22 protein-coding genes are annotated in these 26,997 nt (G+C 41.5%); 9 read left to right on the plus strand and 13 right to left on the minus strand.

Annotation, left to right across the window (positions count from 1 at the left end; all coding sequences use genetic code 11):
• Nucleotide 1 precedes the first annotated feature (1 nt).
• The 5 genes from tatB to hemB all read left to right on the plus strand — a co-directional run bounded on the left by tatB (nucleotide 2) and on the right by hemB (nucleotide 4,808).
• Entirely contained in the window at nucleotides 2-313 is a 312-nt protein-coding gene (gene tatB, locus J8L98_RS10565) for a Sec-independent protein translocase protein TatB (RefSeq protein ID WP_192509067.1), read from the plus strand.
• Between the two features lie 31 nt (nucleotides 314-344).
• A complete protein-coding gene (gene tatC, locus J8L98_RS10570) occupies nucleotides 345-1,088 on the plus strand; it encodes a twin-arginine translocase subunit TatC (protein ID WP_210996363.1) in 744 nt (247 codons plus the stop codon).
• 73 nt (nucleotides 1,089-1,161) lie between these two features.
• A complete protein-coding gene (locus tag J8L98_RS10575) occupies nucleotides 1,162-1,950 on the plus strand; it encodes a TatD family hydrolase (protein WP_210996364.1) in 789 nt (262 codons plus the stop codon).
• Nucleotides 1,951-2,027: 77 nt separating this feature from the next.
• Nucleotides 2,028-3,788, plus strand: coding sequence for a diguanylate cyclase (locus J8L98_RS10580; RefSeq protein ID WP_247682506.1), 1,761 nt, complete (start codon nucleotides 2,028-2,030; stop codon nucleotides 3,786-3,788).
• A gap of 9 nt (nucleotides 3,789-3,797) precedes the next feature.
• Nucleotides 3,798-4,808, plus strand: coding sequence for a porphobilinogen synthase (gene hemB / locus J8L98_RS10585; RefSeq protein ID WP_210996366.1), 1,011 nt, complete (start codon nucleotides 3,798-3,800; stop codon nucleotides 4,806-4,808).
• 132 nt (nucleotides 4,809-4,940) lie between these two features.
• On the opposite strand, the gene J8L98_RS10590 is transcribed toward hemB, so the two are convergent.
• The 8 genes from J8L98_RS10590 to ylqF form a co-directional block, all read right to left on the minus strand.
• Nucleotides 4,941-5,336 (minus strand): hypothetical protein, encoded by a 396-nt coding sequence (locus J8L98_RS10590; protein ID WP_210996367.1) that lies wholly within the window; start codon nucleotides 5,334-5,336, stop codon nucleotides 4,941-4,943.
• Nucleotides 5,337-5,515: 179 nt separating this feature from the next.
• Complete coding sequence (gene fusA, locus J8L98_RS10595) at nucleotides 5,516-7,603, minus strand: elongation factor G (protein WP_210996368.1); 2,088 nt, start codon at nucleotides 7,601-7,603, stop codon at nucleotides 5,516-5,518.
• A 287-nt stretch (nucleotides 7,604-7,890) separates the two neighbouring features.
• Nucleotides 7,891-9,192 (minus strand): GntP family permease, encoded by a 1,302-nt coding sequence (locus J8L98_RS10600; protein WP_210996409.1) that lies wholly within the window; start codon nucleotides 9,190-9,192, stop codon nucleotides 7,891-7,893.
• Between the two features lie 243 nt (nucleotides 9,193-9,435).
• Complete coding sequence (locus J8L98_RS10605; protein WP_210996369.1) at nucleotides 9,436-10,128, minus strand: LytTR family DNA-binding domain-containing protein; 693 nt, start codon at nucleotides 10,126-10,128, stop codon at nucleotides 9,436-9,438.
• The gene (locus tag J8L98_RS10610) at nucleotides 10,125-11,186 is read right to left on the minus strand and encodes a histidine kinase (protein WP_210996370.1); all 1,062 of its coding nucleotides are present in this window, start codon (nucleotides 11,184-11,186) and stop codon (nucleotides 10,125-10,127) included. Before J8L98_RS10610 ends, J8L98_RS10605 begins: the two co-directional genes overlap by 4 nt.
• 4 nt (nucleotides 11,187-11,190) lie before the next feature.
• A complete protein-coding gene (locus tag J8L98_RS10615) occupies nucleotides 11,191-12,090 on the minus strand; it encodes a serine hydrolase domain-containing protein (RefSeq protein WP_210996371.1) in 900 nt (299 codons plus the stop codon).
• A gap of 56 nt (nucleotides 12,091-12,146) precedes the next feature.
• Entirely contained in the window at nucleotides 12,147-12,782 is a 636-nt protein-coding gene (locus J8L98_RS10620) for a hypothetical protein (RefSeq protein WP_210996372.1), read from the minus strand.
• 1,790 nt (nucleotides 12,783-14,572) lie between these two features.
• Nucleotides 14,573-15,517, minus strand: a complete 945-nt coding sequence (gene ylqF / locus J8L98_RS10625) for a ribosome biogenesis GTPase YlqF (protein ID WP_210996373.1) — start codon at nucleotides 15,515-15,517, stop codon at nucleotides 14,573-14,575.
• 167 nt (nucleotides 15,518-15,684) lie between these two features.
• On the opposite strand from ylqF, the gene J8L98_RS10630 reads away from it, so the two are divergent.
• Both J8L98_RS10630 and J8L98_RS10635 read left to right on the plus strand, forming a co-directional pair.
• Nucleotides 15,685-16,221, plus strand: a complete 537-nt coding sequence (locus J8L98_RS10630; RefSeq protein WP_210996374.1) for a YaeQ family protein — start codon at nucleotides 15,685-15,687, stop codon at nucleotides 16,219-16,221.
• Nucleotides 16,222-16,230: 9 nt separating this feature from the next.
• Complete coding sequence (locus J8L98_RS10635; RefSeq protein WP_210996375.1) at nucleotides 16,231-16,839, plus strand: alpha/beta fold hydrolase; 609 nt, start codon at nucleotides 16,231-16,233, stop codon at nucleotides 16,837-16,839.
• Here J8L98_RS10635 and J8L98_RS10640 read toward each other — a convergent pair.
• Entirely contained in the window at nucleotides 16,833-17,042 is a 210-nt protein-coding gene (locus tag J8L98_RS10640; RefSeq protein ID WP_192509087.1) for a hypothetical protein, read from the minus strand. The genes J8L98_RS10635 and J8L98_RS10640 overlap by 7 nt on opposite strands.
• A 381-nt stretch (nucleotides 17,043-17,423) precedes the next feature.
• Between J8L98_RS10640 and J8L98_RS10645 the strand changes: the two genes are divergently transcribed.
• Nucleotides 17,424-17,897, plus strand: coding sequence for a Dps family protein (locus J8L98_RS10645; RefSeq protein WP_210996376.1), 474 nt, complete (start codon nucleotides 17,424-17,426; stop codon nucleotides 17,895-17,897).
• 502 nt (nucleotides 17,898-18,399) lie between these two features.
• Here the strand turns inward: J8L98_RS10645 and J8L98_RS10650 are convergent.
• The 4 genes from J8L98_RS10650 to J8L98_RS10665 all read right to left on the minus strand — a co-directional run bounded on the left by J8L98_RS10650 (nucleotide 18,400) and on the right by J8L98_RS10665 (nucleotide 25,546).
• Nucleotides 18,400-20,454: a S9 family peptidase gene (locus J8L98_RS10650; RefSeq protein WP_348771901.1), complete on the minus strand. Its 2,055-nt coding sequence runs from the start codon at nucleotides 20,452-20,454 to the stop codon at nucleotides 18,400-18,402.
• Between the two features lie 87 nt (nucleotides 20,455-20,541).
• Nucleotides 20,542-21,081, minus strand: a complete 540-nt coding sequence (locus J8L98_RS10655) for a hypothetical protein (RefSeq protein ID WP_210996377.1) — start codon at nucleotides 21,079-21,081, stop codon at nucleotides 20,542-20,544.
• Between the two features lie 144 nt (nucleotides 21,082-21,225).
• Nucleotides 21,226-24,369, minus strand: coding sequence for an efflux RND transporter permease subunit (locus J8L98_RS10660; protein ID WP_210996378.1), 3,144 nt, complete (start codon nucleotides 24,367-24,369; stop codon nucleotides 21,226-21,228).
• A 16-nt stretch (nucleotides 24,370-24,385) separates the two neighbouring features.
• Nucleotides 24,386-25,546 (minus strand): efflux RND transporter periplasmic adaptor subunit, encoded by a 1,161-nt coding sequence (locus J8L98_RS10665; RefSeq protein ID WP_210996379.1) that lies wholly within the window; start codon nucleotides 25,544-25,546, stop codon nucleotides 24,386-24,388.
• Between the two features lie 279 nt (nucleotides 25,547-25,825).
• Here J8L98_RS10665 and J8L98_RS10670 point away from each other — a divergent pair, with 279 nt between their 5' ends.
• Nucleotides 25,826-26,983, plus strand: a complete 1,158-nt coding sequence (locus J8L98_RS10670; protein WP_210996380.1) for a hypothetical protein — start codon at nucleotides 25,826-25,828, stop codon at nucleotides 26,981-26,983.
• Nucleotides 26,984-26,997: the final 14 nt, after the last annotated feature.

Here is a 26,997-nt window from a genome sequence, read left to right on the forward strand (position 1 = left end):
TATGGGGATGTGGGAACTTGCCGTCGTATTGATCGTCGGCTTGATTGTACTTGGCCCTGAACGCTTGCCTGTCGCGATTAGAACTGTCAGTCGCTGGATAAAAAGTATAAAGTCTATTGCTAACTCAGTCAAAGCTGAAGTAAATGAAGAACTGCGTGTGCATGAGCTGCATTCAAATTTAAAAAAGGCGGAACAACAGAACATGACTGACCTGAGTGCTTCAGTGAAACACTCTGTTGATGAGCTCAATAAAGCAGCAGCCTCAGTAAAGCATAGCTATAAAGATAATACTAAGCAGTCGGACCAAGAGTAATCTAACCGACGCAATAACGAATGAGTACACCATGTCAGAAACGCTACAGAGCGGCTTTATTGGCCACTTAATTGAGCTGCGTAATCGCTTAATGAAGGCAATATTAAGCATTTTGGTCATTTTTGTCGCATTAGTTTATTTTGCGAATGATATTTATGCGTTCGTTGCTGCACCTTTAATTGCACATCTGCCTGAAAATAGCACAATGATTGCGACAGATGTTACAGCCCCGTTTTTTGCCCCTTTTAAGCTCACCCTTTTTGTCGCATTGTTTGCAGCAGTACCCATGCTATTACATCAAGTATGGAGTTTTATTGCACCGGGCTTATATAAACACGAAAAGCGTATGCTGATACCTATATTATGCTCAAGCGTATTATTATTTTACGCTGGGATTTCATTTTGCTACTTCGTTGTGCTGCCTATTATTTTAGGCTTTTTCACCAGTGTCGGACCTGAAATGATGACACTTTCACCTGATATCAGCAGTTACTTAGCTTTTACGCTGAAATTGTTCTTTGCATTTGGGGTTGCGTTTGAAATCCCGGTCGCCATTATGGTGTTATGCTGGAGCGGTGCAACGACAACAGCGAGCCTCAAAGAAAAGCGCCCTTACGTCGTTGTAGGTGCATTTGTTGTGGCCATGTTCCTTACCCCGCCAGACGTATTATCACAAACATTGCTCGCCCTACCTATGCTACTATTATTTGAGCTGGGTTTAATTCTCGCAAGGTTTTACTCTAAAGACACCAATAGTCAGGAGACGGTAGAGTGAACCAAGCCACTCAGAAGAGCAGCTTTCTGTGCATATTTCATCATCATCGTGTTTTGATTAAATGGGCTAACTAATGCAAACACACTATATCGATGCAGGCGTAAACTTAACCAGCACGCAGTACGATAGTGAACGCGAAGATATAGTAATGCGTGCGACTCAGGCAGGTGTGTCAAACATGCTTCTGATTGGCAGTAATATTAGTGACTCACAACAGAGCCAAGAGTTAGCCAACAAATTTGGTTACGTCAGTACCGCAGGTATTCACCCCCATGATGCCAAAGATGCACCTGATAATTTTAGTGAATCAATTCAACAGTTACTCCAGCGTCCTGAGGTTGTGGCAGTCGGTGAATGTGGCCTAGACTTTAACCGAGACTTTTCCCCCAGATCTATTCAAGAAAGAGTCTGCCAGCAGCAACTCGAATTGGCTAAAAACATGCAAGTTCCGGTCTATTTGCATGAGCGAGATGCCTTTACTAGATTGAAGGCACTGCTTGTAAACACATCTATCACAGGTGTTTTACATTGCTTTACTGGCAATAAAGATGCGCTGTCTTTCTATTTAGAATATGGCCTATACATAGGTATCACGGGTTGGGTCTGCGACGAACGCCGAGGCGCTGAGCTACAATCATTGGTGCCATTGATCCCCGACAATAAATTATTATTAGAAACGGATGCACCCTACTTATTACCTAGAACACTCGCGCCCAAACCAAAATCAAGGCGTAATGAACCTGCATTTATTCATGAAATTGCAAACCAAGTCGCTAAGTTAAGAGGTCAAACCGTGGCTCATGTTGCAAAATTAAGTCAAGATAATTTCGAACGCCTTTTTGACAAAAGGCATATCACATGATGCTGCGATTCTGCCTTCTTGCCCTATTGCTCTTTTGCACATCACCTTATGGTATCGAGTTAGGGAATAACTTTAAGATGCGCTCTGATTTGCCATTCAGTTACACTGTGAACAATAGTCATCATGTGGATGGGTTAATCGCGTCTTCGCCTAAGTGGTTCACAAATACAAGTGGCGCACTGAACTTAGGACCTGTAAGTGGTCATGTCTGGCTAAAGGTTGAGTTGAATAATATAAATGCCATTGAGATCCCCCTTCTGCTCAGCATCGATAATAATTTATTGGATAAAATTACCGCTTATATTCAATTGCACAATAGGTCGTTACTCACGCTTGATTTAGGAGACGCTCTTCCCTTAGTGCAGCGCCCTATTAAACATGAAGCACAATTAGTACCCTTTGACCTTCCTGCGCGTAGTACCGGGGTAATTTACCTGCAAATTCAACATCATGGTGCATTAAACTTACCTTTAAGCTTATGGCACCCCATTGAATACCTAAAATACAAAAGTAAGTTTAATCTGCTGTATGGCATTTTGGCAGGTGTGATCATCGCTATGGCATTGAGTAACTTTACTTTGTATACCTTTACTCGGAAAAAATACTTTTTATCTGGTAGCTTTATTATTATTACCATCTGGCTATTAAATGTTCACCTTTATGGCTTTAGTTACCGATATATTTATGGTAATTGGCAATGGCTACAACAATATGCGCAACCTTTATTAGTGCTGTACAGTTGCTTATTATTTATGCCATTCATCGCCAAAACACTCCTGACACAAAAACAATTAGCCTCCTATCAAAAACCCCTTAAATGGTTATGGCCAACATCGTTAGCCGTTGCATTGCTACTCATCACAATACCAATAGATACAGCACTGCTTATCGCTTACGCTTTGAGTCTAATACTCACAATCGGCTATTTAGTACTCGCAATAATTAAATGGCGCCAAAATACACCACAGCGATATGCGCATGTCAGTATATTTAGCGCATTAACACTGGCACTTGCATACCAATTTAGCTTTGAGCTGGGTTTACTCTCCGGGGCACTATTAGACCGCCCTGTTACTTATTTATGCTACCTCGTTATCAGTATTATTTTGAGCTACACCCTCACACGGAAGTATGTTGATGAGCGAGATAACAAAATCAAAGTTCAGCAATCAAAAATCGCACAAAGTCAGGCCGCCGATGCCTTACTAAAAGAGCGTATCCAGCTACAAGAACAAGCGCAAGAAGATTTAGAATCGAGTATCGATGAACGCACGTTCGAGCTACAAGTCACCTTACGTGAATTAGAAGAGAAAAACCGCGCACTAGAGAAACTCAATATGGAAGATGCGCTGACCAAGGTCAAGAATCGACGCTATTTTGATAAACGTATCATGATGGAAGTCAGGCGATCTCGGCGTGAGCAAACCATACTCAGCGTCGTGATGTTAGATATTGATCACTTCAAAAAGATCAATGATACCTATGGACACTTAGTTGGCGACCAAGCAATCTGCGCCGTTGCGGAGCAAATTCAGCTGCATCTAAAACGCCCTCATGACGAAGTATTTCGCTATGGCGGCGAAGAGTTTGTATTGCTATTACCTAACACCGATTCTCAAGGAGCTGTTGAGCTCGCTGATCTCATACGCTCAGATTTGGAAAAATCCCAACTCAATGTGGGAGAGAATACCGTTACTATGACAATCAGTGCAGGCATACGCAGTGCTATTGCCACTGATAGTAAAAACCCAACATTGTTTACTGACTTTGCTGATAAAGCACTCTATCAAGCAAAACAGCAAGGTCGCAACCGTGTTGTTGTTTATGAAAACACTTAGGAGGCCATTGTGGCTCAATCAGGATTAGACCTTTTTCCATACACTCGTATGCGCCGTATGCGTCGAGATGATTTTTCACGCCGTTTAATGAGTGAAAACCAATTATCCGTCAACGACCTAATTTATCCTGTCTTCGTACTAGAAGGAGAAAATCGTCGTGAAGCCATTGAATCTATGCCTGGTATCGAACGTTTATCAATCGATTTACTGCTTGAAGAAGCCAAAGAACTGGTGACCTTGGGCATTCCTGCTGTCGCTATTTTCCCTGTCACACCAACCGAAAAGAAGTCGTTACATGCAGAAGAAGCATATAACACTGAAGGGTTAGCACAACGCACAACCCGTACACTCAAAGAGGCTTTTCCTGAGCTTGGCGTTATTACTGATGTTGCCCTCGATCCATTTACCACTCACGGACAAGATGGGATCATTGATGACAGTGGCTATGTTGTAAATGATGTCACTACAGAGATACTAGTGCAGCAAGCTTTATCGCATGCTGAAGCAGGTGCTGATATCGTTGCGCCTTCAGACATGATGGATGGTCGAATCGCAGCAATACGTGATGGTTTAGAACAACAGGGACATGTACACACCCGCATTATGGCGTACTCTGCTAAATACGCATCAAGCTACTACGGGCCTTTCCGTGATGCCGTGGGCTCTGCTGGTAACCTTAAAGGGGCAGATAAAAAAACCTATCAAATGGACCCTGCCAATTCTGATGAAGCAATTAGAGAGGTCGCTCTTGACTTACAAGAGGGTGCTGACATGGTCATGGTCAAACCGGGTATGCCATACTTAGATATTGTAAAACGCGTAAAAACAGAGTTTGGCGTGCCAACCTTCGCTTATCAAGTGAGTGGTGAATATGCAATGCATCGCGCAGCAATTGATAATGGCTGGCTAGCAGAGCAACCGACGATTATGGAGTCGCTATTGGCATTTAAGCGCGCTGGTGCCGATGGCATACTCACCTACTTTGCAAAACAAGCCGCACAATGGTTACAACAGAAGTAATTGGTCAGTAAGTAACAAAAAAGCGCCATATGGGCGCTTTTATGCAGTAATAGCGGGCTATTACAAATGAAAGCAACGCCGAAAGTGAGAAAAATAGCTTTATTGAGCAAATTCGCTTATCCAGAGCTGAGGTTACTTACTATTGAGTATACTTCTCGTTCTTTCTAATTCTTCAGCCGATATAGACCAACTATAAAACTGTGTTTTTCTATTATTTGACAGTGAAATTTCAAGAATTTTAATAAACATTATACGAGTAACACGTATATTTTCGATGGTGTCACAGGGAATATATTCCGTTTTTAAACCCAGTGAATAGCTTAGGCCCGCTTTATCTATATGTACGTAACGGCGGTTAACTACTGCTAAATATAATAATAAAATAATTCCCGAGAGCAACAAATACGAAGTAATCATCAAAATATTGGCAAGCGCTGGAAAGGTTTGTGATGCACCATAGATCACAAAGCAGAATAAGAATAACACACCGTAAAATATCCAATTCACAGTTAAGTCGATTGTTTTCATAAAAGCCTCCATTCTTTTTAAGTACCCAAAATAAAACCAATCATTTTATTAAGAATGCAATGATAAGAGGATACTGTTCCTAAATCAAGAAACTCCAGTGCTTTTATTGCGATTTATTCAAGATAAAAAAACCGCTTGTTAAAATAAGCGGTTTTTCGTATTTAATGAAAAAGAACTAATTACTTAGCTGCTTTTTTCTCTTTCTCTGCTGCAATTACTGTCTCAGCTACGTTCTGAGGACATGCTGCATAGTGTGAGAATTCCATTGAGAATTGACCACGGCCAGACGTAATAGTACGTAAGTGACCGATGTAACCAAACATCTCAGAAAGTGGAACATCACCCTTGATACGAACACCAGTCAGACCTGCTTCTTGGTCTTTGATCATACCGCGACGACGGTTAAGGTCACCAATTACGTCACCTACGTTGTCTTCTGGCGTGAATACGTCAACTTTCATGATAGGCTCAAGAAGTTGTGCACCCGCTTTAGGGATAGACTGACGGAAAGCGCCTTTAGCTGCGATTTCGAAAGCGATTGCTGATGAGTCAACTGCGTGGAATCCACCGTCAAATAGCTCAACTTCAACGTCTAGTACTGGGAAGCCAGCTAGAACACCTTCTTCCATCATTGACTTGAAGCCTTTCTCAACTGCAGGCCAGAATTCTTTAGGTACGTTACCACCAACAACCGATGAAGAGAACGTGAAGCCTGAATTCTGCTCGCCTGGCTTGATACGGTAATCGATCTTACCGAACTGACCAGAACCACCTGATTGCTTCTTGTGCGTGTAGCTATCTTCAATTTCTTGAGTGATAGTTTCACGGTATGCAACCTGAGGCTGACCAACGATTAAGTCTACACCGTAAGTACGTTTAAGGATATCTACCTTAATGTCTAGGTGTAATTCACCCATACCTTTAAGGATAGTTTCACCTGAATCTTCGTCAGTTTCAACTTGGAAAGACGGATCTTCTGCAACCATTTTACCGATTGCCACACCCATTTTCTCGTTACCGCCTTTATCTTTAGGCTGTACTGCAATTGAGATTACTGGCTCAGGGAAGATCATCGGCTCAAGTGTACATTCATGCTTAGGTGCACATAAAGTGTGACCAGTTTGAACGTTCTTCATACCTACGACAGCAATGATGTCACCTGCTTGTGCAGACGTTAATTCATTACGGTCATCTGCTTGCATCTCAACCATACGGCCAACACGCTCAGTTTTACCTGTTGCAGAGTTAAGAATTGTATCACCCTTGTTAAGTACACCAGAGTAAATACGGATAAAGGTCAAGGCGCCGAAACGGTCATCCATGATCTTAAACGCAAGTGCACGTAGTGGCTCGTCAACTGATACAGTTGCAACTTCACCAGTAGGTTCACCTGTTTCTTTATCTGTAAGAGGTTGCGCGTCTACTTCTGTTGGAGAAGGTAGATAATCAACAACAGCGTCAAGTACTAGTTGAACACCTTTGTTTTTAAACGCTGAACCACAGTAAGTTGGGAAGAACGCTAGCTCACGAGTACCTTTACGGATACACGCTTTGATTTGGTCAATAGAAGGTACTTCACCTTCCATGTACGCTTCTAGTAGATCATCGTCTTGCTCTACAGCAGTCTCGATAAGCATCTCATGATACTCTTCTACTTTGTCTACCATATCAGCAGGCACGTCTAATACTTCATAGTTTTCTGGAAGACCAGTGTCATCCCAAACGTATGCTTTCTTAGTAAGAACGTCTACAACACCTACAAACTCGTCTTCGATACCAATTGGTAACGTCATAACAAGTGGATTAGCTGCAAGTACGTTAGTTACTTGGTCTACTACGCGGTAGAAGTCAGCACCCATACGGTCTAACTTGTTTACGAAGATACAACGAGCAACTTCTGACTCGTTCGCGTAACGCCAGTTTGTTTCTGATTGTGGCTCAACACCACCAGAACCACAGAATACACCGATACCACCGTCAAGTACTTTCAATGAACGGTAAACTTCAACAGTGAAGTCAACGTGTCCAGGAGTATCGATAACGTTAAAACGGTGATCTTTCCAGAAACAGCTTACTGCAGCTGACTGGATAGTAATACCACGCTCAGCTTCCTGTTCCATGAAGTCAGTTGTTGATTCGCCATCGTGAACTTCACCAGTTTTGTGAATTTGACCAGTTAGCTTTAGGATACGCTCAGTGGTAGTAGTTTTACCCGCATCAACGTGCGCGAAAATACCAATGTTTCTGTATTTCGATAAATCTGCCATTATTTTGCTCTATTTAAAGTAGAAAAATTATTCGGCGGGAGTATATCACCTCTTCTAGCGAACATCATCCTTGATATCGCTTAAAATGCAATCAATTTGGTAAAAAGTTGCTTTTCGCTAGAATATGTAATTCAAAAATGCAAATTCATCAGTAAATTAACTTAAATTATTAATGATCCGTACCTTATTGGATCATACTTAGCTTGCTATTTTTATTTGCCTGACCACGCCAAATTCTATGGATAAAACCTCAATCAAGCGGCGGCTAAACTACTACGCCACTGAAATTAAAACCAAATAAACAACCCTAAGATGACCCCGAGTCCAAGCAGTGGAACCACCACAGTGAGTATTGCCAAAGGCCCATAGGCCGCTTGATGCGTTTCTTTACAAATAGCACGAACGGTTGTCACAACATAACCATTATGCGGTAAAGTATCAATTGCCCCAGAACTAATGGCAACCACCCGATGTAACTCACTATTATTAACGCCTAAATCCAGGTAATGAGGCGCAACGAGTGGCAGCGCAATCGCTTGTCCGCCTGATGCCGACCCCGTTAAACCGGCAATGACACTCACGGCAATTGCAGCCCCTAAGAGTTCATTACCTGGAATTTGGGTCATGAGCGCAACAGCTTCTTGAAACGCGGATGTTTCTTTTGCGATGGCACCAAAACCAACCACTGCAGCAGTATTGCCTATTGCAACTAACGCCCCTGTAGTCGCTGAATTAATAGCATCTGATATATTAAGGAAGAACTTAAAATTAATGATGTAGAGACTCAGAACCCCCCCTAACAACGCCACCATTAACGCACTTTGCTGTAACGTGTCATGTAATGAAAAAGACAGCCCTAATACCACAAGTAACGGAAGCAGCCCCGTGATAGGATGAGGCAGTGTTCTCGCTGCACACTGCTCATCATCTGCGCGCACCTCAAATACTTCACCATTGGCTTGTGCTCTTCTTATCATCCACGTCAACAATAGATAACCTAATACCGCCATAAACACGGCAACCATTAAACTTTCTTGCCATGCCGCATACGGCGAGGTATTTAAATATTTAATTGGGATCCAATTTTGAATTTCAGGCGAGCCCGCTGAGGTCATGGTAAAAGTCACAGAACCAAACGCCAGTGTGGCAGGAATAAATCGCCGGGGTAAATTTGCATCTTTAAATAGGCTCAATGCCATTGGGTAAACTGAAAACGCCACGATAAAAACGCTGACACCACCATAAGTAAGCACGGCACAAGACAAAACAACGGCCAAAACGGCGTACTTCATTCCTAGCTTGCTAACAATGCTCCCCGCTATTGCATCTGCGGCTCCCGTATTTTCCATAAACTTACCAAACAAGGAACCCAATAAAAACATCAGAAACCAAGATTGTACAAACCCAGAAAAACCACGCATGTAACCACTGACAAAATCCACTTCTTCTGCATTTGGGAAGAGTGCAATATCACTTGAAAAAGCGACGGCCAAAGCACACAGAGGTGCTGAAATAAATAAATTAACGCCTCTCAACGTCAGCACGATCAGTGCGATTAAAGCCAATATAAGGCCAACAGAGCTCAGCATAATATCACCCATTGATATCTTTGATATTGCCCCTTACCACCTCACGGTTAATGACTAATACAGTAATTTCATGCGGTGCATCGAGTCCCTATAGCGATGACATCATTCGTTATAAACAAGCCACAACTGCAAAACCTAAACGTCACTCAATAATAAACTCGAGAGCCTGTATGTCTTAATGGTATGAGCTTTCTTATTATAGATAGCACAAACTTATGCTAACAAAATGAAAAAGTACACAATTTAGATTTTGTACCGCTGCTTAAATGCCGTTGTTTGCATACGAGATAGAGTAACATGTAAGTTATTTTGCAGCGTTACTTCAAGTATGCCACCCAGTTCCTGAGTAATTGTCGTAATTTTACCCACATTAAACAGCCAGCTGCGATTAGCCCTGAAAAAAGGCTCCGGTGGTAATCGTTCAGCGATATTGCTCAAGGTTCGATACACGCTGACAGCCCCATTTTCTGTGTGCAAACGCGTATAATTACTCATAGCCTCAAATGCTTGCACTTCATCAAGTGAAATAAAAAAGCAACGTTGCCCGTCTTTGATAAAAAAGCGACTATCAACTTCAAGTGGTGTTTGTAATTTTTTATATTTTTCAATGGCAATAGCTAACCGAGCTTGTGTTACAGGCTTTAACAAGTAATCTAGGGCATTCACTTCAAAAGACTTTACCGCAAAATCGTGATGCGCCGTAACAAAAATAACGTAGGGTACATAACTCAATTGCGCAAGCAGTTCAAAGCCACTGCCACTGGGCATATTGATGTCAAGTAAGAGTAAATCCGGCTGCAGTTGTTCTATAACTGCTTTTGCTTCAATGATATCCGGTGCTTCCCCCACCACATCTAACCCACCGAGTTCATCAAGCTGTGCTCTGAGTTCAAGTCGAGCTAAATGGCTGTCGTCAACAATCACCACTTTATTCATAGTGCTTCCTTTGGTAACTCGATACAAGTCACAACACGCTGTTCACGTACCACCCGTTTGATGGAACCCTCTCCTTTATAGAGCAAGGCTAAACGCTTCTCTATATTTTTGGTTGCCAGCCCTAAGCCACCAGATGGTTTCGCATTTTCAATCAAGGGATTCATCACCTCAATGAATAGTTTTTCATCGCAGCGTACCTTTAAAGAAACCAACCCGCCGGCTCGGTTCTTAGCAATCCCATGTTTAATGGCATTTTCTAAGCATAACTGAAGGACCATCTTTGGCACTTTTAAGGTGACGGCCTCTGCTGCCACATCAATGTCAGTCTGCAACCGCTCAGCTAAACCAATCTTACACAAATTTAGGTAATGTTGTGCATTTTCAAGTTCCTCACCTAGCGCTACTTTGTCATCTTGATTTGTTTGCAGAGAGTATCGCAACATGTCGGCAAGTTCAGCGAGACTCTCTCTTGCTTGGGTCGGTTGCGCTAAAATCAACGCGCGAATATCATTAATAGCATTAAATAAAAAGTGCGGATTCAGTTGGCTATTTAACGCTTGTAACTGGCTCACCGTCAATAACGAATGCGCTTCGCTAAGAGATTTTATTTTACTCAATGCTAAATACCCAAGCGACCATAACATCGCCAACCCAAGCATATTTATACCGTTGCTGAGCCCGACAGTTTCAATAACAAACCCCAATTGCGATGCAGGAATGGGACGCGATATCCCGATATGCGCTATAAAGAAAACTCCGAGCAATAAAATAGTCGTTGCGAACAAGGTCGTCAAACACGACCCCACACATAAAAACATAAACTGAAAGAGGTTACTCCTATGCTGAATATGCTTCTTATACAGGCAACGTATTAGGTAGGTGACTAATGCGCCTGAAAAAATAAAAATGGCCCCGTAGACTGTTTCTATCCAACTGGCATAAGGGTTTTGCATGACAATGAACGTCATCATTAAATAGGTAAACAACCAGCTCATAATATGACAAGCAATAAATGCATATCGCTGGGAAAAGAAATATTGATAATGTAGCGTCATCATTGCCTTATTGACCTTTTTCTTGTAGCTGCTTAAATAATCTCATCGCTAGAGTCCCCGCATCCTGCGGGCCTGCAATCATCACGATAACACCTTGCTGTTTACTTGGATCAAACACCACCATTGATGTAAACCCTGCCGTTTTTCCGCCATGAAAGTAACTGCCATTCAGTCCTTTATTAAAGCCATACACCATGGTGTTATTTAAATGCGTTAAACTATTTTTCAGCATAGGGAACAATTCAGAATCACTCGACTCAACCTGCCAATACGCGCTTATCCAATTCGCCATGTCTTCAGGAGATGCTAATGCACCTCCGGCACCAACTAAGCTATCAAAATACCAGTTTGCTACGGGTTTCCCATCATAACCACGACCTGATAATTGCTGTTTTTTCAACTGACTTAAAGCCAAAGTTGCGTGTGGCATCTTCAATGTATTAAAAAGATAATTATCAACCATTTCTTGCTGTGTTTTATCCCATGCTTTTGCCATTAACCAGCCTAACAATCCATACCCAAAATTAGAATATTCAAAGTCGCCTTTTTTGCCGATAGGCAACGTCAATGCCTGTTTAATATCTGCTGAATCAAAATCCACGTAAGGGTCATCGATGTTCGATGGCATCAAATTTTTCGGTAGTCTCGGTAAACCAGAGCTGTGTGTTAACAATTGCAATAACGTATAGCTGTGGTGTTCAAACCCCTGTCCTAATATATCTGCAATGGGCATATCTAAAGACCAAACTTTATCAACGACTAAGCGACTTGCCAATAATGCAAATAAGGGTTTCGTCAATGAACCAATTTCAAATAAACTATCCGAACTCACCTTATCGCCATGGAAAAAGAACGCTCGCTTATCTTGCTCCAAGATCACCACTGCGGCGGCTGAGTCCTCAAACACAATCGCGAGCTGCTCATCTAAATTATTCAGTGTAATGGCTGGTTTACTGCCATAGGCTAAAGACGTTTTTTTTTCAAAGTTAGTGGCATTTCAAACCCTTGTACAAACTTCCCTTGATAGCCTTCTTTACCAAGCTTTCCACTAAATTGGGCCCCTATCATTTTTGAGCTAAATGTCATTTTCTGGTTATCAATCGTGAATTTATTCAGGGGAATGCCAAAGCTTTGCTGAGCTGGGCTATCTAAAGAACTATAAAAACCTTCTTTTGTTACAGCAACTTGTACTATAACAGGAAGCGGTTTTCCGTTGATATCAAGCTCACCTTTATATGCCCCTTCATATTTGAGTTGCTTAAGATCTTGCTCTGATAATTTGTGTAATGTCAGTGGCATTGTCTGGCCTTGTATAAAAGAGCCGACCAATGTACTACCTTCAATACGACCTTTAAATTCAGCTTGGAGATCGGTATCTTTGAACGATATTACACTGTCTGACACAGTATACTCTGTAGGACTTTTACCGAACTTCCCTTGATTAGGGCTATCTAACGTCATTGTATTTTGTACTGGATCAACATTAAACCCTATGGTTAAGAACACGTGAGGTTGAATTTCTAATAACCCACGCCACTTATCAACCGCAACTGTTTGTGTACACATAAAAACACTGACTAAAACCATAAACCATTTCATTTATTTCTCCTTAAGCACATATAAATTAGTAAATATTTAACCTCAGGTTTGGATAAGGGTTTTGGAACAGAAAATGTTTTGTAAACAAACTTACGTACAATCCAATGATGATATTTTGTTCAATATCAAGGCGCTTTTATGCAGTAATAGCGGGCTATTACAAATGCAAGCAACGCCGAGAGTGAGAAAAATAGCTTTATTGGGCAAATTCACTTATCCAGAGCTGAGGTTATTTAAGTTCAATTAATGATTTTATTAACCAAAACGATCTCCAGTTTACCTAACCTTAATCAAGATGGGCGGACTATTTGTTTCAATGGTGGAAAAACGATGTTAACGACATCAATACGTGGCTAAAGGCCTCAGCCATCAAGTTAATGAGAATTATTTTCAAATAGGAGTTGACAGAGGTTAAGATCTAATTGATAATCAATCTCAACAAGGTAAGTTTGACGGTTTGCTTTGTAATTTTACTCTGATTGTTTCTCGACCCAGAAACACGTGCTGCGCACGTTAACAGCACAGGTTGATATAGATTTAATAACGCCCCTTATTAACTCATATATTAACTTACTCACTATTTTACTTGCTACATTGCTCATATCTGTGACGGTAGATATGAACGCTAGGAAAGCCCTAATCGGGCTTTTTTTATGTCTATAGTTTACCGATAGACGTTCATTAAATAAATGATAATTATTTGTATTTATGTGTTGACAGGGTTAGATATCTAATTGATAATCAATCTCAACAAGGCAAGTTTGACGGTTTGCTTTGTTATTTACTCTAGACTGTTTCACGACCCTGAAACACGTGGTGCACACGTAAATTGCTCTGGTTCATGGTAAACTAGATAACGCCCCTTATTAAGTTTACTGATAACCAACTCACTATTTTACTTGCTACATTGCTCATATCTATGACGGTAGATATGAAACGGAAAAGCCCTTGCAGGGCTTTTTTTATGTCTGAAATTTACGTCACTCTCTCCAATCAAATCAAATGATAATTATTTGCATTTAATCATTGGCAGTAAGCTTAATCTAACTGATAATCAATCTCAACAAGAGTGATGCATACTTAGTCTTGTTACTTGTTTCTGACCCGAAACACGTGCTGCACACGTTAATTGCTCGGTCAGGTGAACCAGACAACGCCCCTTGTTATGTTCACCTTACCAATCCACTATTTTACTTGCTACATTGCTCATATCTGTGACGGTAGATATGAAACGGAAAAGCCCTTGCAGGGCTTTTTTTATGTCTGAAATTTACGTCACTCTCTCCAATTTAATTAAATGATAATTATTTGCATTTAATTATTGACAGCAAGCTTAATCTAACTGATAATCAATCTCAACAAGAGTGATGCATACTTAGTCTTGTTACTTGTTTCTGACCCGAAACACGTGCTGCACACGTTAATTGCTCGGTCAGGTGAACCAGACAACGCCCCTTGTTATGTTCACCTTACCAATCCACTATTTTACTTGCTACATTGCTCATATCTTGACGGTAGATATGAAAAACAAAAAAAGCCCTTTCAGGGCTTTTTTTATGTTTGTTTAAAATTAGACTTTCAACAACCTACGTAACCTCAGGTTTGGATAAGGGTTTTGGAATAGAAAATGTTTTGAAAACAAACTTACGTACAATCCAATGATGATATTTTGTTCAATATCAAGGCGCTTTTATGCAGTAATAGCGGGCTATTACAAATGAAAGCAACGCCGGGAGTGAGAAAAATAGCTTTATTGGGCAAATTCGCTTATCCAGAGCTGAGGTTACGTATTAACGCCTATTTTTTCTGGCTCGTGCACGTCGCTGTTTCTTTTCCTCTTCTTTTGCCGCTTTTTTCGCCTCGGCTTGCGCTCTCAATTGGGCCACAACCACTTCTTCACGCTCACGCATTTCTGGCGTTTCCATGGTTATACGACCGATCACCGCATCACGTAATTCATTAATTAAGATTTCTGACATCTTATGGGTATCGACCTGATTACCACCGCGTATACAACCACGCTTTTTACCCGCCATTTCAATGAACTCCCAATCTTGTTCAGGCAACTCATCTATTTTATAGCGTGATTGAAGTAATCTAGGGTACGCCAATAACAAATACTCTGCGGTATAGCTCGCAACTTCTTCATAGTCAATTGCGGTATCTCTGATAGCACCTGTTGCCGCCAATCGGTATCCTGAGTTTTCATTCTCTACTTTTGGCCAAAGCATGCCTGGTGTGTCATACAGCATAATACCATCGTCAAGTTTAATGCGTTGCTGCGCTTTAGTCACCGCTGGCTCATTGCCCGTTTTAGCAACAATTCGCCCTGCTAGCGTATTTATTAATGTGGATTTACCCACATTTGGGATCCCCATGATCATGGCTTTAAGCTGTTTATCAATACCCACTTTATGCGGCGCTAACTTTTTACATAACTCATTTATTTTATACACTTCTGCCGCTTTATCGTGACCAAATGCCACAGCTTTCACACCACTTTCTTGCTCTAAATATTGCATCCACTGCTCAGTCATCACCGGATCTGCCAAATCCGCCTTATTGAGTATTTTCACCACCGGTTTACCTTCACGTAGTGCAGACACCATTGGGTTTTCACTACTATAGGGAATACGCGCGTCAAGCACCTCAATAATGACATCCATTTGCGGCATAATTTCTTTGATCTCATTGCGCGCTTTGTTCATGTGTCCTGGGAACCACTGGATTGCCATATAGTATTCTCCTGTGTGAAATAGTGATTAGCTCACCATTTTACCTAGATAAACGCACAATTGCTTTAAAACCATAAAAAATTTATTTGATCCGCGCATACACTGCGTATTATCTGAGTGATCTCTTGTATACTGCCCCCCTCTGCTATTTATTAATCAAAAAAACCATGGCGCTCAAATCAACTATAATTAAAACTCACCTATCTATTAGCGACATGGATAGGCATGTATATCAAGACTTATCGCTCACGCTCGCACAACATCCGTCGGAAACTGAGCAACGTTTGATGATCCGAATTTTAGCCTACGTATTACAATTTCAAGAAAGGCTAGAGTTCACCAAAGGGTTATGTGCAGACGACGAGCCTGAAGTATGGCTAAAAAACTATAGTGATGAGATAGAGCTATGGGTTGAACTGGGTTTGCCAGAAGAGAAGCGCGTAAAAAAAGCCTGTAACCGTGCAAAAAGTGTTGTGTTGTATACCTATGGTGAAAATAACCAACCAATATGGTGGCAAAAGAATCAGCAAAAACTGGCCAGTTATCATAACTTATCTGTGATCAGTTTGCCCTATGAAGCAACCGCACAGTTAGCCAATATGGTCAGTCGTGCAATGACGCTTACCATCACCATTCAAGATGGGGAAATTTGGCTCAGCGATGAGCAAACCAGTGTACATATTGTTCCGCAACAATTGAAATAAGAGGCACATATGACAATTCGGCGCATCGTAGTATTACATGGTTTGTATATGTCAGGCTTTGTGATGCGCCCACTGTGCGCCAAACTTAAGAAACGCGGTTTTGATATATTAAACTTTAGCTACAACACCCTAGACCCTGACAAAACAGCGATATTTACCACGCTTGATGATTTTATTGGTCATCAAGACACCGCGCTTGTGTGCCACTCAATGGGCGGGCTCGTCGCGCGTGCATATTTAGAGCAACACTCTGTTGCCAGTCAATCGGTGAAAAAGGTCATTACGCTTGGCACCCCACACAAAGGCAGTGCAATCGCCAAACATATGCACAATAAGGGGCTTAACATGCTACTTAAAAATAGCATTGAGTTCTTACTCACAGATAATCAAGATTGGCCCTTTTCGGCAAAACTCTATAGTATCGCTGGCGACCTGCCTTTAGGTTTTATGCCAATTTTACAAAAAGGCAGTCGTTCCGACGGAACCGTATTGCTTGAGGAAACACAATTACCAGGCATGGCTGAACATAAAATATTTCACGTTAGCCATACCAGTATGATCTACTCTCGACAAGTCACGCAATATATCAATTCCTTGCTGACCGACGATCATCAATGATCGCCTTTCTCAGCAACCTTATAAGCAATAAATGCCAGTACACCAACAATCAAGGGTACCGGTGCCGCGATGTAACCAAACGAATCTGAGTTTGCGATACTGGCACCCGCTAAATGCCCAACTAAACCAACCACAAATACCAACAACGCCATAATCACAACGACTATCTCACTCTTATGTTGAGATGGTGTTTTACCTTGCATAATAATACTCCTAAATTCCATCTTCACTGTTTTCAGCACGCAGTGCTGAAGTTCATTGCTATTATGCGCTTAGGTAATGTGTGATTTTTGACCTAAATCAAATATTGCATCGCCTGCATTTTATGCCTTGCTAGAATTTGAACGAGATCAAGTATTGACACGTTAGCAATCATTTTACAGCAACTTGGCAAGCTCTATTCCAACACGTGATAACGACACTTGCCTTATACCACCTATATCAATGAGCATTATAGTTAAATCAACAAAAACAAATAAAAAGTGAAAATCAATTGATTTTACAGATTGCTCTTATTGATTTAACTCGTTGGGCATTTGCCAGACATTCATCCATACTGAACTCATCGAAATAAGGAGCCTACTATGAAAAACACAAATTCAATCGGTTTAGACAATCAAAAAAGCCAAGCATTAGTTGCGTCATTAAACACTCTATTAAGCAGCTACCAAATTCAATATATGAACGCGCGCGGTTTTCATTGGAACATCAAGGGCCGTAACTTCTTTGAATTGCATTTAAAATTTGAAGAAATTTACAACCTTTTATTAGAGAAGGTTGACGAAATTGCTGAGCGAATTTTAACCATAGAAGGCCAGCCTTTGCATGTGTTTTCTGATTACCTTGAGCAAAGCCAAATACGTGAAGCAAAAGGGATCAGTGATGGTACACAGGCGTTAGAAAACCTCTTGGCTGGTTTCACGACTTTGATTGGCATGCAACGCATCATACTGGCAGAAGCGGGAGAAGCCGAAGATGAAGGTACCGCGGCTCTGATGAGTGATTACATTAAAGAACAAGAAAAGCTAGTCTGGATGCTCAAAGCTTATTTGAACTAAAGCGAATAAAGCACTGTGATGCTACAGCTGGCCTATTGATAGGTCAGCCGTAGCCTCGAAGAAAGACACAGCTCAAATCACCTAGTGTATCCTTTTACAATTAAAACCTTTTGCACTCTGGTACAAATGGTTAGGCCATCAAGATACACCCGCCAACAGCCATGTATCTGACAAATAAACTTTCAGCAAAAGAGCATAGCTGAGCAGGTTATGCTCTTTTCATGCTTCTTGGTAATGCTAGGGGCTGTTGATCTTTGCTGTTCTATTTTTGTTCTCTTTGAGCATGCTTTTATCGCGGCGCTTAATGTGTGGCCTAGTAATCTAAGCGAACATTAAGCAACAAAGAGAAAAGGGGGCTCAAAAGAACCGGTAGGCAGCGCTTGATTGGCTTTTCTACTATGTTATCAGCTGACTCACATGGAATAACCATGCTACGCAGCCTCTGCCTTGTATAAAATCCAATCAAACTGCTGCAAAAATGAACCTGAAAGTTCAACAGCCCCTAGTCAAGTAAGCTTATGAAAAATGCCATTTCAAGGGCCTTTTCATGAAGACTCTTAAAACGACCTGACGCACCACCATGACCTGCATCCATATCTGTTTTAAACAAAAGCAAATTATTATCTGTTTTGTACTCTCGTAATTTAGCAACCCACTTCATCGGTTCCCAGTATTGCACTTGAGAATCATGTAGTCCGGTCGTCACAAGTATATTTGGATAGTCTTTTGCTTCGATATTGTCATACGGAGAATATGCTAAAATACTGTGGTAATCGGGCGCGTTATTGGGGTTGCCCCATTCATCATATTCGTTGGTTGTAAGCGGTATGGTCTCATCTAACATGGTGGTGAGTACGTCCAAAAATGGCACGTGACACCCAATGCCCAGATATAACTCTGGCGCTTGGTTCGCTACCGCTCCCATCAATAAGCCACCAGCACTGCCACCTGATGCAAACACTTTATTTGAATCACCATAACCTTGCTGTGTGAGTGAACGCGTTACATCTACAAAATCATTAAAACTATTTTCTTTAAACGCTTTTTTACCATTTTCATACCAAGTGCGTCCTAGCATTTCTGAACCACGAATATGTGCAATTGCGTATACAAAGCCGCGATTCAACAAACTCAGTGTGGTACTAGAAAAAGTAGGGTCAATGGTAATTCCATACGCCCCGTAGCCATATTGCAGCAGAGGGTTTGTGCCATCTTTTTTAAAGCTCGCTTTTTTATATACCAAAGAAACCGGTATATTTACTCCATCTCGAGACGTCACAAAAACGCGTTCACAACCATAGTCATCGCTGTTAAATTCACCAAGTACTTCTTGTTGTTTACGCAGCACTTTATTGCCACTGACCAAATCACAATCATACACCGAACTTGGGGTCGTTAGGCTTGAATAATAAATGCGTACGGTTGTTGCGCCTGGCTCTGGGTTTTGACCAACTCCTGCATAATAACACGCATCATTGAAAGTAAGCTGATAGCTCCCCCCATGATAATCATGAACAACAAAGCGTATTTGCCCCATCTCTCTTTCCGTCACAACAAAGTGGCTGTCAAACAACTCTAAGCCTTCAAGCAACACATGGTCTCTATGCGCTACCACCTCTTGCCATTGCTGCACGTGCGCTACGCTCTGCTGCGAAGCCGTTAACAAACGAAAGTTCATCGCATTATTATTTGATAATATATAATACGTGTCTCCCAGCTTATCCAAGCCATATTCATGGCCCTTAGTCCTCGGTATTAAGCGCTCAAATTTCCCTTCTGGACGAGCTGCATCTAATACCAACACATCACTTGTTTCCGTTGCTGACAAATAAATATAGATTTGGCTTTCATCACGGCTTTTGCCTAGTCCCATATAAAACTGATGATCATGTTCTTCATAAACCAGCACATCGTCACTTTGTGGTGTGCCTAATATATGCCTATATACTTGAGTACCGAGTAATGTTTGTTCGTCTTTCCTGACATAAAAAACCGTTTTATTGTCATTGCCCCAGACTAATTCGCCTTCGGTGTTGGCTAACACATCATGTAAATACTCCCCCGATGCTATATCTTTAAATCTAAAGGTATAAATACGGCGACCATCTAAGTCTTCACTGTATGCAAGTAACTGATCATTTGGGCTAACAGCCAAATCGCCAACATCATAATATTCATGCTCTCGCGCTAATTCATTGACATCGAGTAACAATGTTTTTTCGTTAAGGTGCTCATCTTTCGCCCGATAGTGACATGCATATTCATTATCCCCACTCACATCACTGACATACCAATAAGTACCATCTTTGACAGGAACGGAACTATCATCTTTGACGACGCGTGCTTTCATCTCCTCGAATAATGACGTTTGCAAACTTTTATGCGGTGCCAATGCCGCTGCCACGTGTTCATTTTCAACATGCAGGTGATTCAAGATCTCGTCATTCTTTCGCTGGTCATCTCGCATCCAATAGTAATTATCGATACGCTGGTGTCCATGATGTGTCATACTATGGGGGATTTTTTTCGCTGTTAAAGCAGAGTTGATGTCGGCCACAGATTGTTCCTAACTTATTGATATTTTACTCAGTCTATCATAGTCAATTCATCTAGCCAGTGCTGTTTTTAGTGTGTCTATTTTTATCTAGATGGCTTCCCAGGCAACTTGCCACAATGCGCCTTCATTGGGTTCAAATTGCGCCGCGCCATTACGGCAATACTCCGTAAAAGGCCATGGCTTACAACGATAACAACGCTGAGATTTCTCATGCCAAACACGGGTACCTTGTTGATATGTTTGCTGCTCTTTTGGAAAAATATAGTCATAGGCAGGTATTGAATGAGCTGGCTTTTTTGGCTGTACTTTACACTTAAACTCGACCTTACACGCTATGATGCCACTGTCTGTATGGGCCATTACTGGCAGTTTTCCTCGCCCTTGTGTATTTATTTGATTCACTCTCACAAGTGGCACATGAACATTTATCGTATTCGCAAGTTCACTGCTCCAAGCATGAGCCGCGCATTGACTGTGGTAGCCAATGACCAATTGAACACACAACGCCTTTACTTCTCCAGTTGAAGTGTAAAACCTCACAGAAACAACATCACCCATATGTAGTTGTCGAAACCGAGCTAGAACACCAATTTCCTTCCAACACGCCAAGTCTTGATGTTGACTCACATACTTTACTCTTTCACTATTCAATTGCGCGCAAGTATAGCGCTGAGCGCAATAAATACAACTTTTCGGCTAGTTTAAAAAAAATAGCAATCCTTTAAGACCAAAAAACCAGCGTGAAGCTGGTTTTTTGGTCGCTCTACTTAATTAAGCAGGTGAAAAACGCATTTTTACAAAACGCACGAGCTTTAAAACAAACTCAGCAGCCTTACTAAACACCTGCTGTATATCGGTCAAAATGATATATAAGCACGGTACCAATAGTAATGTGATCAGGGTAGCAAATAGCACTGCAAACCCTAGAGAGACCGCCATAGGGATCACGAACATTGCCTGTAAACTTGTTTCAAACATGATGGGTAATACACCCATAAAGGTGGTAATTGATGTAAGTGTTATCGCTCTAAAACGCGCACAACCAGCTTCAATAACCGCTTCTTTTAATGCCATACCTTGTTTGCGTACTTGGTTAACAAAGTCCGTCATTACTAGGGAGTCATTAATAACAACGCCGGCGGCAGCAATGATGCCGTAAGCAGACATCATACTCAATTCTAAACCAAAGAATAAATGCCCCCATAGCGCGCCCACTAAGCTAAACGGAATCACTGACATGACAATGAGCGGCTGGGCATAACTTTTTAATGGTATCGCCAATAAAATGTAAACTAACAGCATCCCCATCACAAAGAAAATGGCTTGTTCATTTGCTTGTGCTTGTTGCTCTTCAATTGCACCACTTAGCTTCGTTTTAACGGTTGGAAAATTAGCAAGTAGCTCTGGTAAGATCACATCGTCAATTCGGGTGGTCACGGCTGTGGGTTCAATTGCTTCTTCATCGATATTGCCATATACATAGACTGTGCGATAACCCTCTTCTCGGCGTATTTGGCTGATCCCTGGCTTCTCAACTAACTCAACCACGTCACCGAGCATGACTTCTTTACCCGTCGCGGTAGTGATCAGTGTATGCTTCAATGAAGAATATGCTTCTCGTGTCAATTTTGGATAACGTACCATGACACGTACCTCTTCCCCATTACGAATAACACGTTGCGCTTCGCCACCATAATAGCTAGCGCCAACTTGGTTACCCACATCTCGTAATGTTAGCCCTAGATCATAAGCAACTGGCTTAAGGATAAGCTGAACTTCTTTACTGGCAGGGTCGATAGATGAACTAATATCAAACAACCCTTTTTCTTGCTGCAGCAGGGTGATCAATTGTCGACCAGCCGCATTGAGCGTATCTATATCCGAGCCATATAACAAGTAACCAAAGTCACCGCCACCACCGAGGTTAATGACTTCATCCTCAACTTGAATTGATTTAACCCCAGGAATTTCTGGCATTTGTTCTCGCCAGCGGCGTGTCAGTTCAAAGGTATTAAACGGGCGCAACTCTTCATCCACTAACGGCGCCATCACTTGACCATGTGTGCGGTCGCTATTGAATACCATGACATTTTTGACCATTGCCACACCAAACTCTTGCTCAACTTGTTTGTCTACAGTGAGTACAAGCTGTTCCAATTGTTTGATAGCGCTAATCGTTTGTTCATCAGAGACATTGTCATTCATGGTAATTTTTATTGCTGGAAAATCATGCGGGATCTTCGGTAAAAATAATGTGCGAACGGCACCACTGCTCAATAAAGCGAGACTGATAGCAAACACACCAATGAATGAGAAAAGTACCGTCCAACGCCATTCTACACACGTTGTCACAAAGCGTTTATACGGCCCATTTACAAAACCAAAGAAACGACGATTAAATCCATTACGCCAACTTTTTTCTGCCAGCGGTTTAAACTTAATTTGCGCAATGTGTGCTGGCAAAATCAGTTTCGACTCAACCAAACTGAACACTAGACATAACAATACGACACCCGCAATGGAAATAAAATTCGCACTATCAGGACCGGTCGAAAACATCAAAGGGGCAAACACAGCCATAGTCGTCAGTACACCAAACGTTGCAGGTGTTGCCACGCGCTTTGCACCCCTTATTACGTTTTCAACGCCTGGGCCTTTCTTTTCAACTTCAGTATACGCACTTTCGCCAATGACGATTGCATCGTCAACCACGATTCCCAGCACCATGATAAAGGCAAATAAAGAGGTTACATTTACAGTGATCCCTAATACAGGCATCATCATCATTGCGCCTAAAAAACACACCGGAATACCAATGGTGACCCACATCGCCAACTTAAAGCGTAAAAACAAAAACAGCATCAATGCAACTAAAAACATCCCTTGCAGCAAGTTGGTTTTCATCATGCTCAATCGACCATTTAGGTAATAGGTCATATCAACCAATGGTTTAATCTCAACACCTGCAGGCAGTTCGGTATTTTTAAGTTCGATATAGGCTTTAACGGAATTAGCCACCGGTACCATGTTCTGCTCAGTCGTTGCTTTAACTTGAATATAAACTGCATTTTTACCGTTTAACTTAAAGTAACGTTCACCTTCGGTAAATTCGTCTTTTATTGTTGCCACATCTTTTAGCAAAACTCGCGCACCACTGGCCCCTACTTTGACAGGAAGTTGACGAAACTCATCGCCATTGTAAGATTGGTTTTCCACTCTCACAGAGATAACACCAGCGCTTGTTCTGAGTTCACCTGCTGAAATATTGGCAGAGTAATTGCGGATGGTACTCGCCACATCTTCAATCGTTAAATTGTATTGACGTAACATATCAGGCTTAATTTCTATCGCAATTTCATCTAATGGCACATCAACCGACACCAAAGAAACATTACCCAACAGAAGTAATTCATCTTCTATTTGTTTTGCAATAGGCTTCAGTTGCGTAAGTGGCAAATCAGCGGCCACTGTCATCCCCACCACATCTTGACGAAATTCAGACTGACTGACCGTCAAAGGTTCCATCGCAGCTGGAAATGTCGCGATACTATCAACTCTAAGCTTCACCTTATCCAAGACATCGGTTAATTCAGCATTCGCATCCACCTTCAGTCTCGCACTACCAGTACCTCTCGAAGCTCGGTAAACTGCTTCTTCAACCTCAGTTACATCCTGTAAAGATTCTTCCAACTTGATCAGAATACTTTCTTCAATCTCTTGTGGAGATGCACCAGGATAATTTGCTGTTACCGTGATGTAATTCAGCTCAACATTAGGGAACATTTGTCGTTGGATCGTTGAATAAGTAAAAAAACCAACAAGGATAATAAACCACATTAACAAATTCGCGGCTACGGAGTTATTTGCAAAGTAGGCAATTAGCCCAGTTTGCTTTTGCTGTTCATGAGTACTCACAGTGCACACCTACCTTTTAAAGTTTTTCAGTTGTGTCATGCTGCGATGAATCTGCACCAGCTACTTTTACTGCCATACCTTTTTGTGGATATTCAGGCACTGTCATAACAATTTTCTCATTGTCGTTAAGACCTGCACTCACATAAAAATAGGCTCCCTCTTCTCTAATGACTTTTACTTCTCTTGGCTCTAACTCATTGTCTGCATTAAGCAGCCACACCGTTTGGTTATTGACCAAATCTTGCGGTAATCGGTAAATTTTATTCAGTGTTTTACCGCCAAAGCTGACTTGCACATACGATCCAAATCTAACTTCAGGTTGACGCGTTTCTAACCCATAAGGATCTTCAACACGCACAACGAGATTAACCATACGCGTATCACTGTCTACGACTCCTAAATCACGATGAATCGACGCATGACGCGTAAAACCATTGAGTCCACTTTGCTTAATTGTGGCTGCAATTCCAGTCACTCTTTCAGGTAAAAATGCACTATCAAACCCTGCTATTGGAATAATAATCTCTGCAAATTCAACATTATTTAACGTCGCAACTGGTGATCCTGTGCTCACAAATTGGCCCACACCTACATCTCGAGAAATGACTAACGCATCATAAGGCGCTTTCACTTCACAATTATCTAAGTCTCGCTGTGCTCTTTTTAACGCCGCTTTTGCTGATTTTACACCCGCCTTCGCACTCAGTACTTGTGGTTTACGCAAAAACAAGTCGGTGTGTTTACGGTTTGGAAAGCGCTTCGCTTCATCAGCTGCAACATCCGCCAATGCGCTTTCTTCAATAAGTGATGCTTGAGCGCGCGATAACTCTGCTTCAGCTTGTAGTACTGCCGCCTCATAATTATCTTTTTCTATACGCATCAAGACATCTCCGCGTGCCACAATGCCACCAGAGACAAAGTTCGAGTGCCATTCGATCACTTCTCCAGATACCTGTACTGACAGTTGAGTCGACTCAAATGGCTTAACTTCACCATAACTGTTTATCACAACCTGATGATCTAATGCTGACACCGTTTCAATTTCGACTATCGGCCGACTGTCTACGTGCGCTTTTGCATCTGGCTCTGCTGCTAGCGCATTAATCCCCTTAGAACCGGCTATACCAATTGTTAACGCCACGAAAGGCAAGATCCATTTTAATGTTTTCGTTTGCATGACTAAATTATCCTGTAATAATTTCCTACAGCTATACTATCAAGATTAGTACCGCAATGAACGTGACATTTGTAAGATTCTGTTGCGACATCAGGCATTTTTTATAACAAAACCATTACTTCTAATACCCTATTCGTATACATAGAGGCGTAATCTCCTCACTGCCACACGTCATAAAGCCAGTGATATGTATATTACGAGCCCACATTAAGATCCGATTACACCTTGTACGATAAATTGAAAAACGGTAAATTAAGGTTTTATTTCTTGAGATACGAGATGAAACAAGTCTTTATTATCATACTATTAGCATCATTAATCGGATGTACATCAACCGCACTCCCTTCATCAACCGAGCCTCAAGATCCAAGCTCATTATTCAATCACAGTCTATTCAACGAACAAGCCGTGATTCCAGAAGCTGACATTTTCTTATTGCCAACCGCTGAGCAAGTTCAGTTTCATGCGTATCATCAAGACGCGCTAACAAAAGGGGTAAGAGAAGATAGAATCATTGCGAACTATCTAAATACTAAACTTAATGAGTTTACTTACGATGGGGCGACATTATCTGCAGCGCAAACATTGGTACAAGATGAAGGAAACTGTATTAGTCTTGCTATATTGACGCAGGCATATGCCAACTTAATTGATGTTGAAACAAGCTTCAGAGAAGTGGCATCCATTCCAGTCTACACAAAAACAGAACGCACCTTACTTGTCTCAAATCATTTCAAAACAAAACTCTTTGCGCCAGATGACAATCCCGAAGGATGGATCAGTGCAATACGCCCCGGTACTGTTATCGATTACTTTCCTGCACAAGATATTTACTTTGTCAGTACTGCAACAGTGGATGATCTGACAGCCAAGTTTTACGCAAACCTCGCAACCAATGAGTTACTAAATGAACAGTTTGATAATAGCTACTCTTATTTAAAACAAGCATTTAAACATAAAAACACAGACCCCGAGTTGATCAACCTCGCTGCCATATTACACCGTAGGGCAGGCGATACAGACACGGCAAAAAGACTATTTGAGTATGCTATTAAACACAGCCTTATCAGCAGTAACCTCTTATCGAGTTATACCTATCTAGCAGCAGAGCTCAACGATAAGATATTAGTCAAAAAACTAGAAGCCATGAGTGAAGCCTCAGCAAAAACCCCTTTTGATATCATCAATATTGCTAGAAAAGCCTACATGAATCAGCATTATACCCGAGCAGAAAAATTACTTTCTGAACTGGTACAGGAGTTTCCATATTTGCCAGAACCTTATTTTGAACTTGCCAAACTTCATTACCAAAAAAACAACCTCAGTACCTCCCAACACTTTTTATCTGAAGCATTACTCAAAGCAGAAGACCAGAAAAAAGCTGGAATATATCAAGCTAAATTAAGCTCATTAGAACAATTACTCTCCGAAAGGTAACGCTAAAGTTAACA

It is taken from the genome of Pseudoalteromonas sp. MMG013 (genome assembly GCF_018100885.1).
Lineage (GTDB): Bacteria > Pseudomonadota > Gammaproteobacteria > Enterobacterales > Alteromonadaceae > Pseudoalteromonas > Pseudoalteromonas aurantia.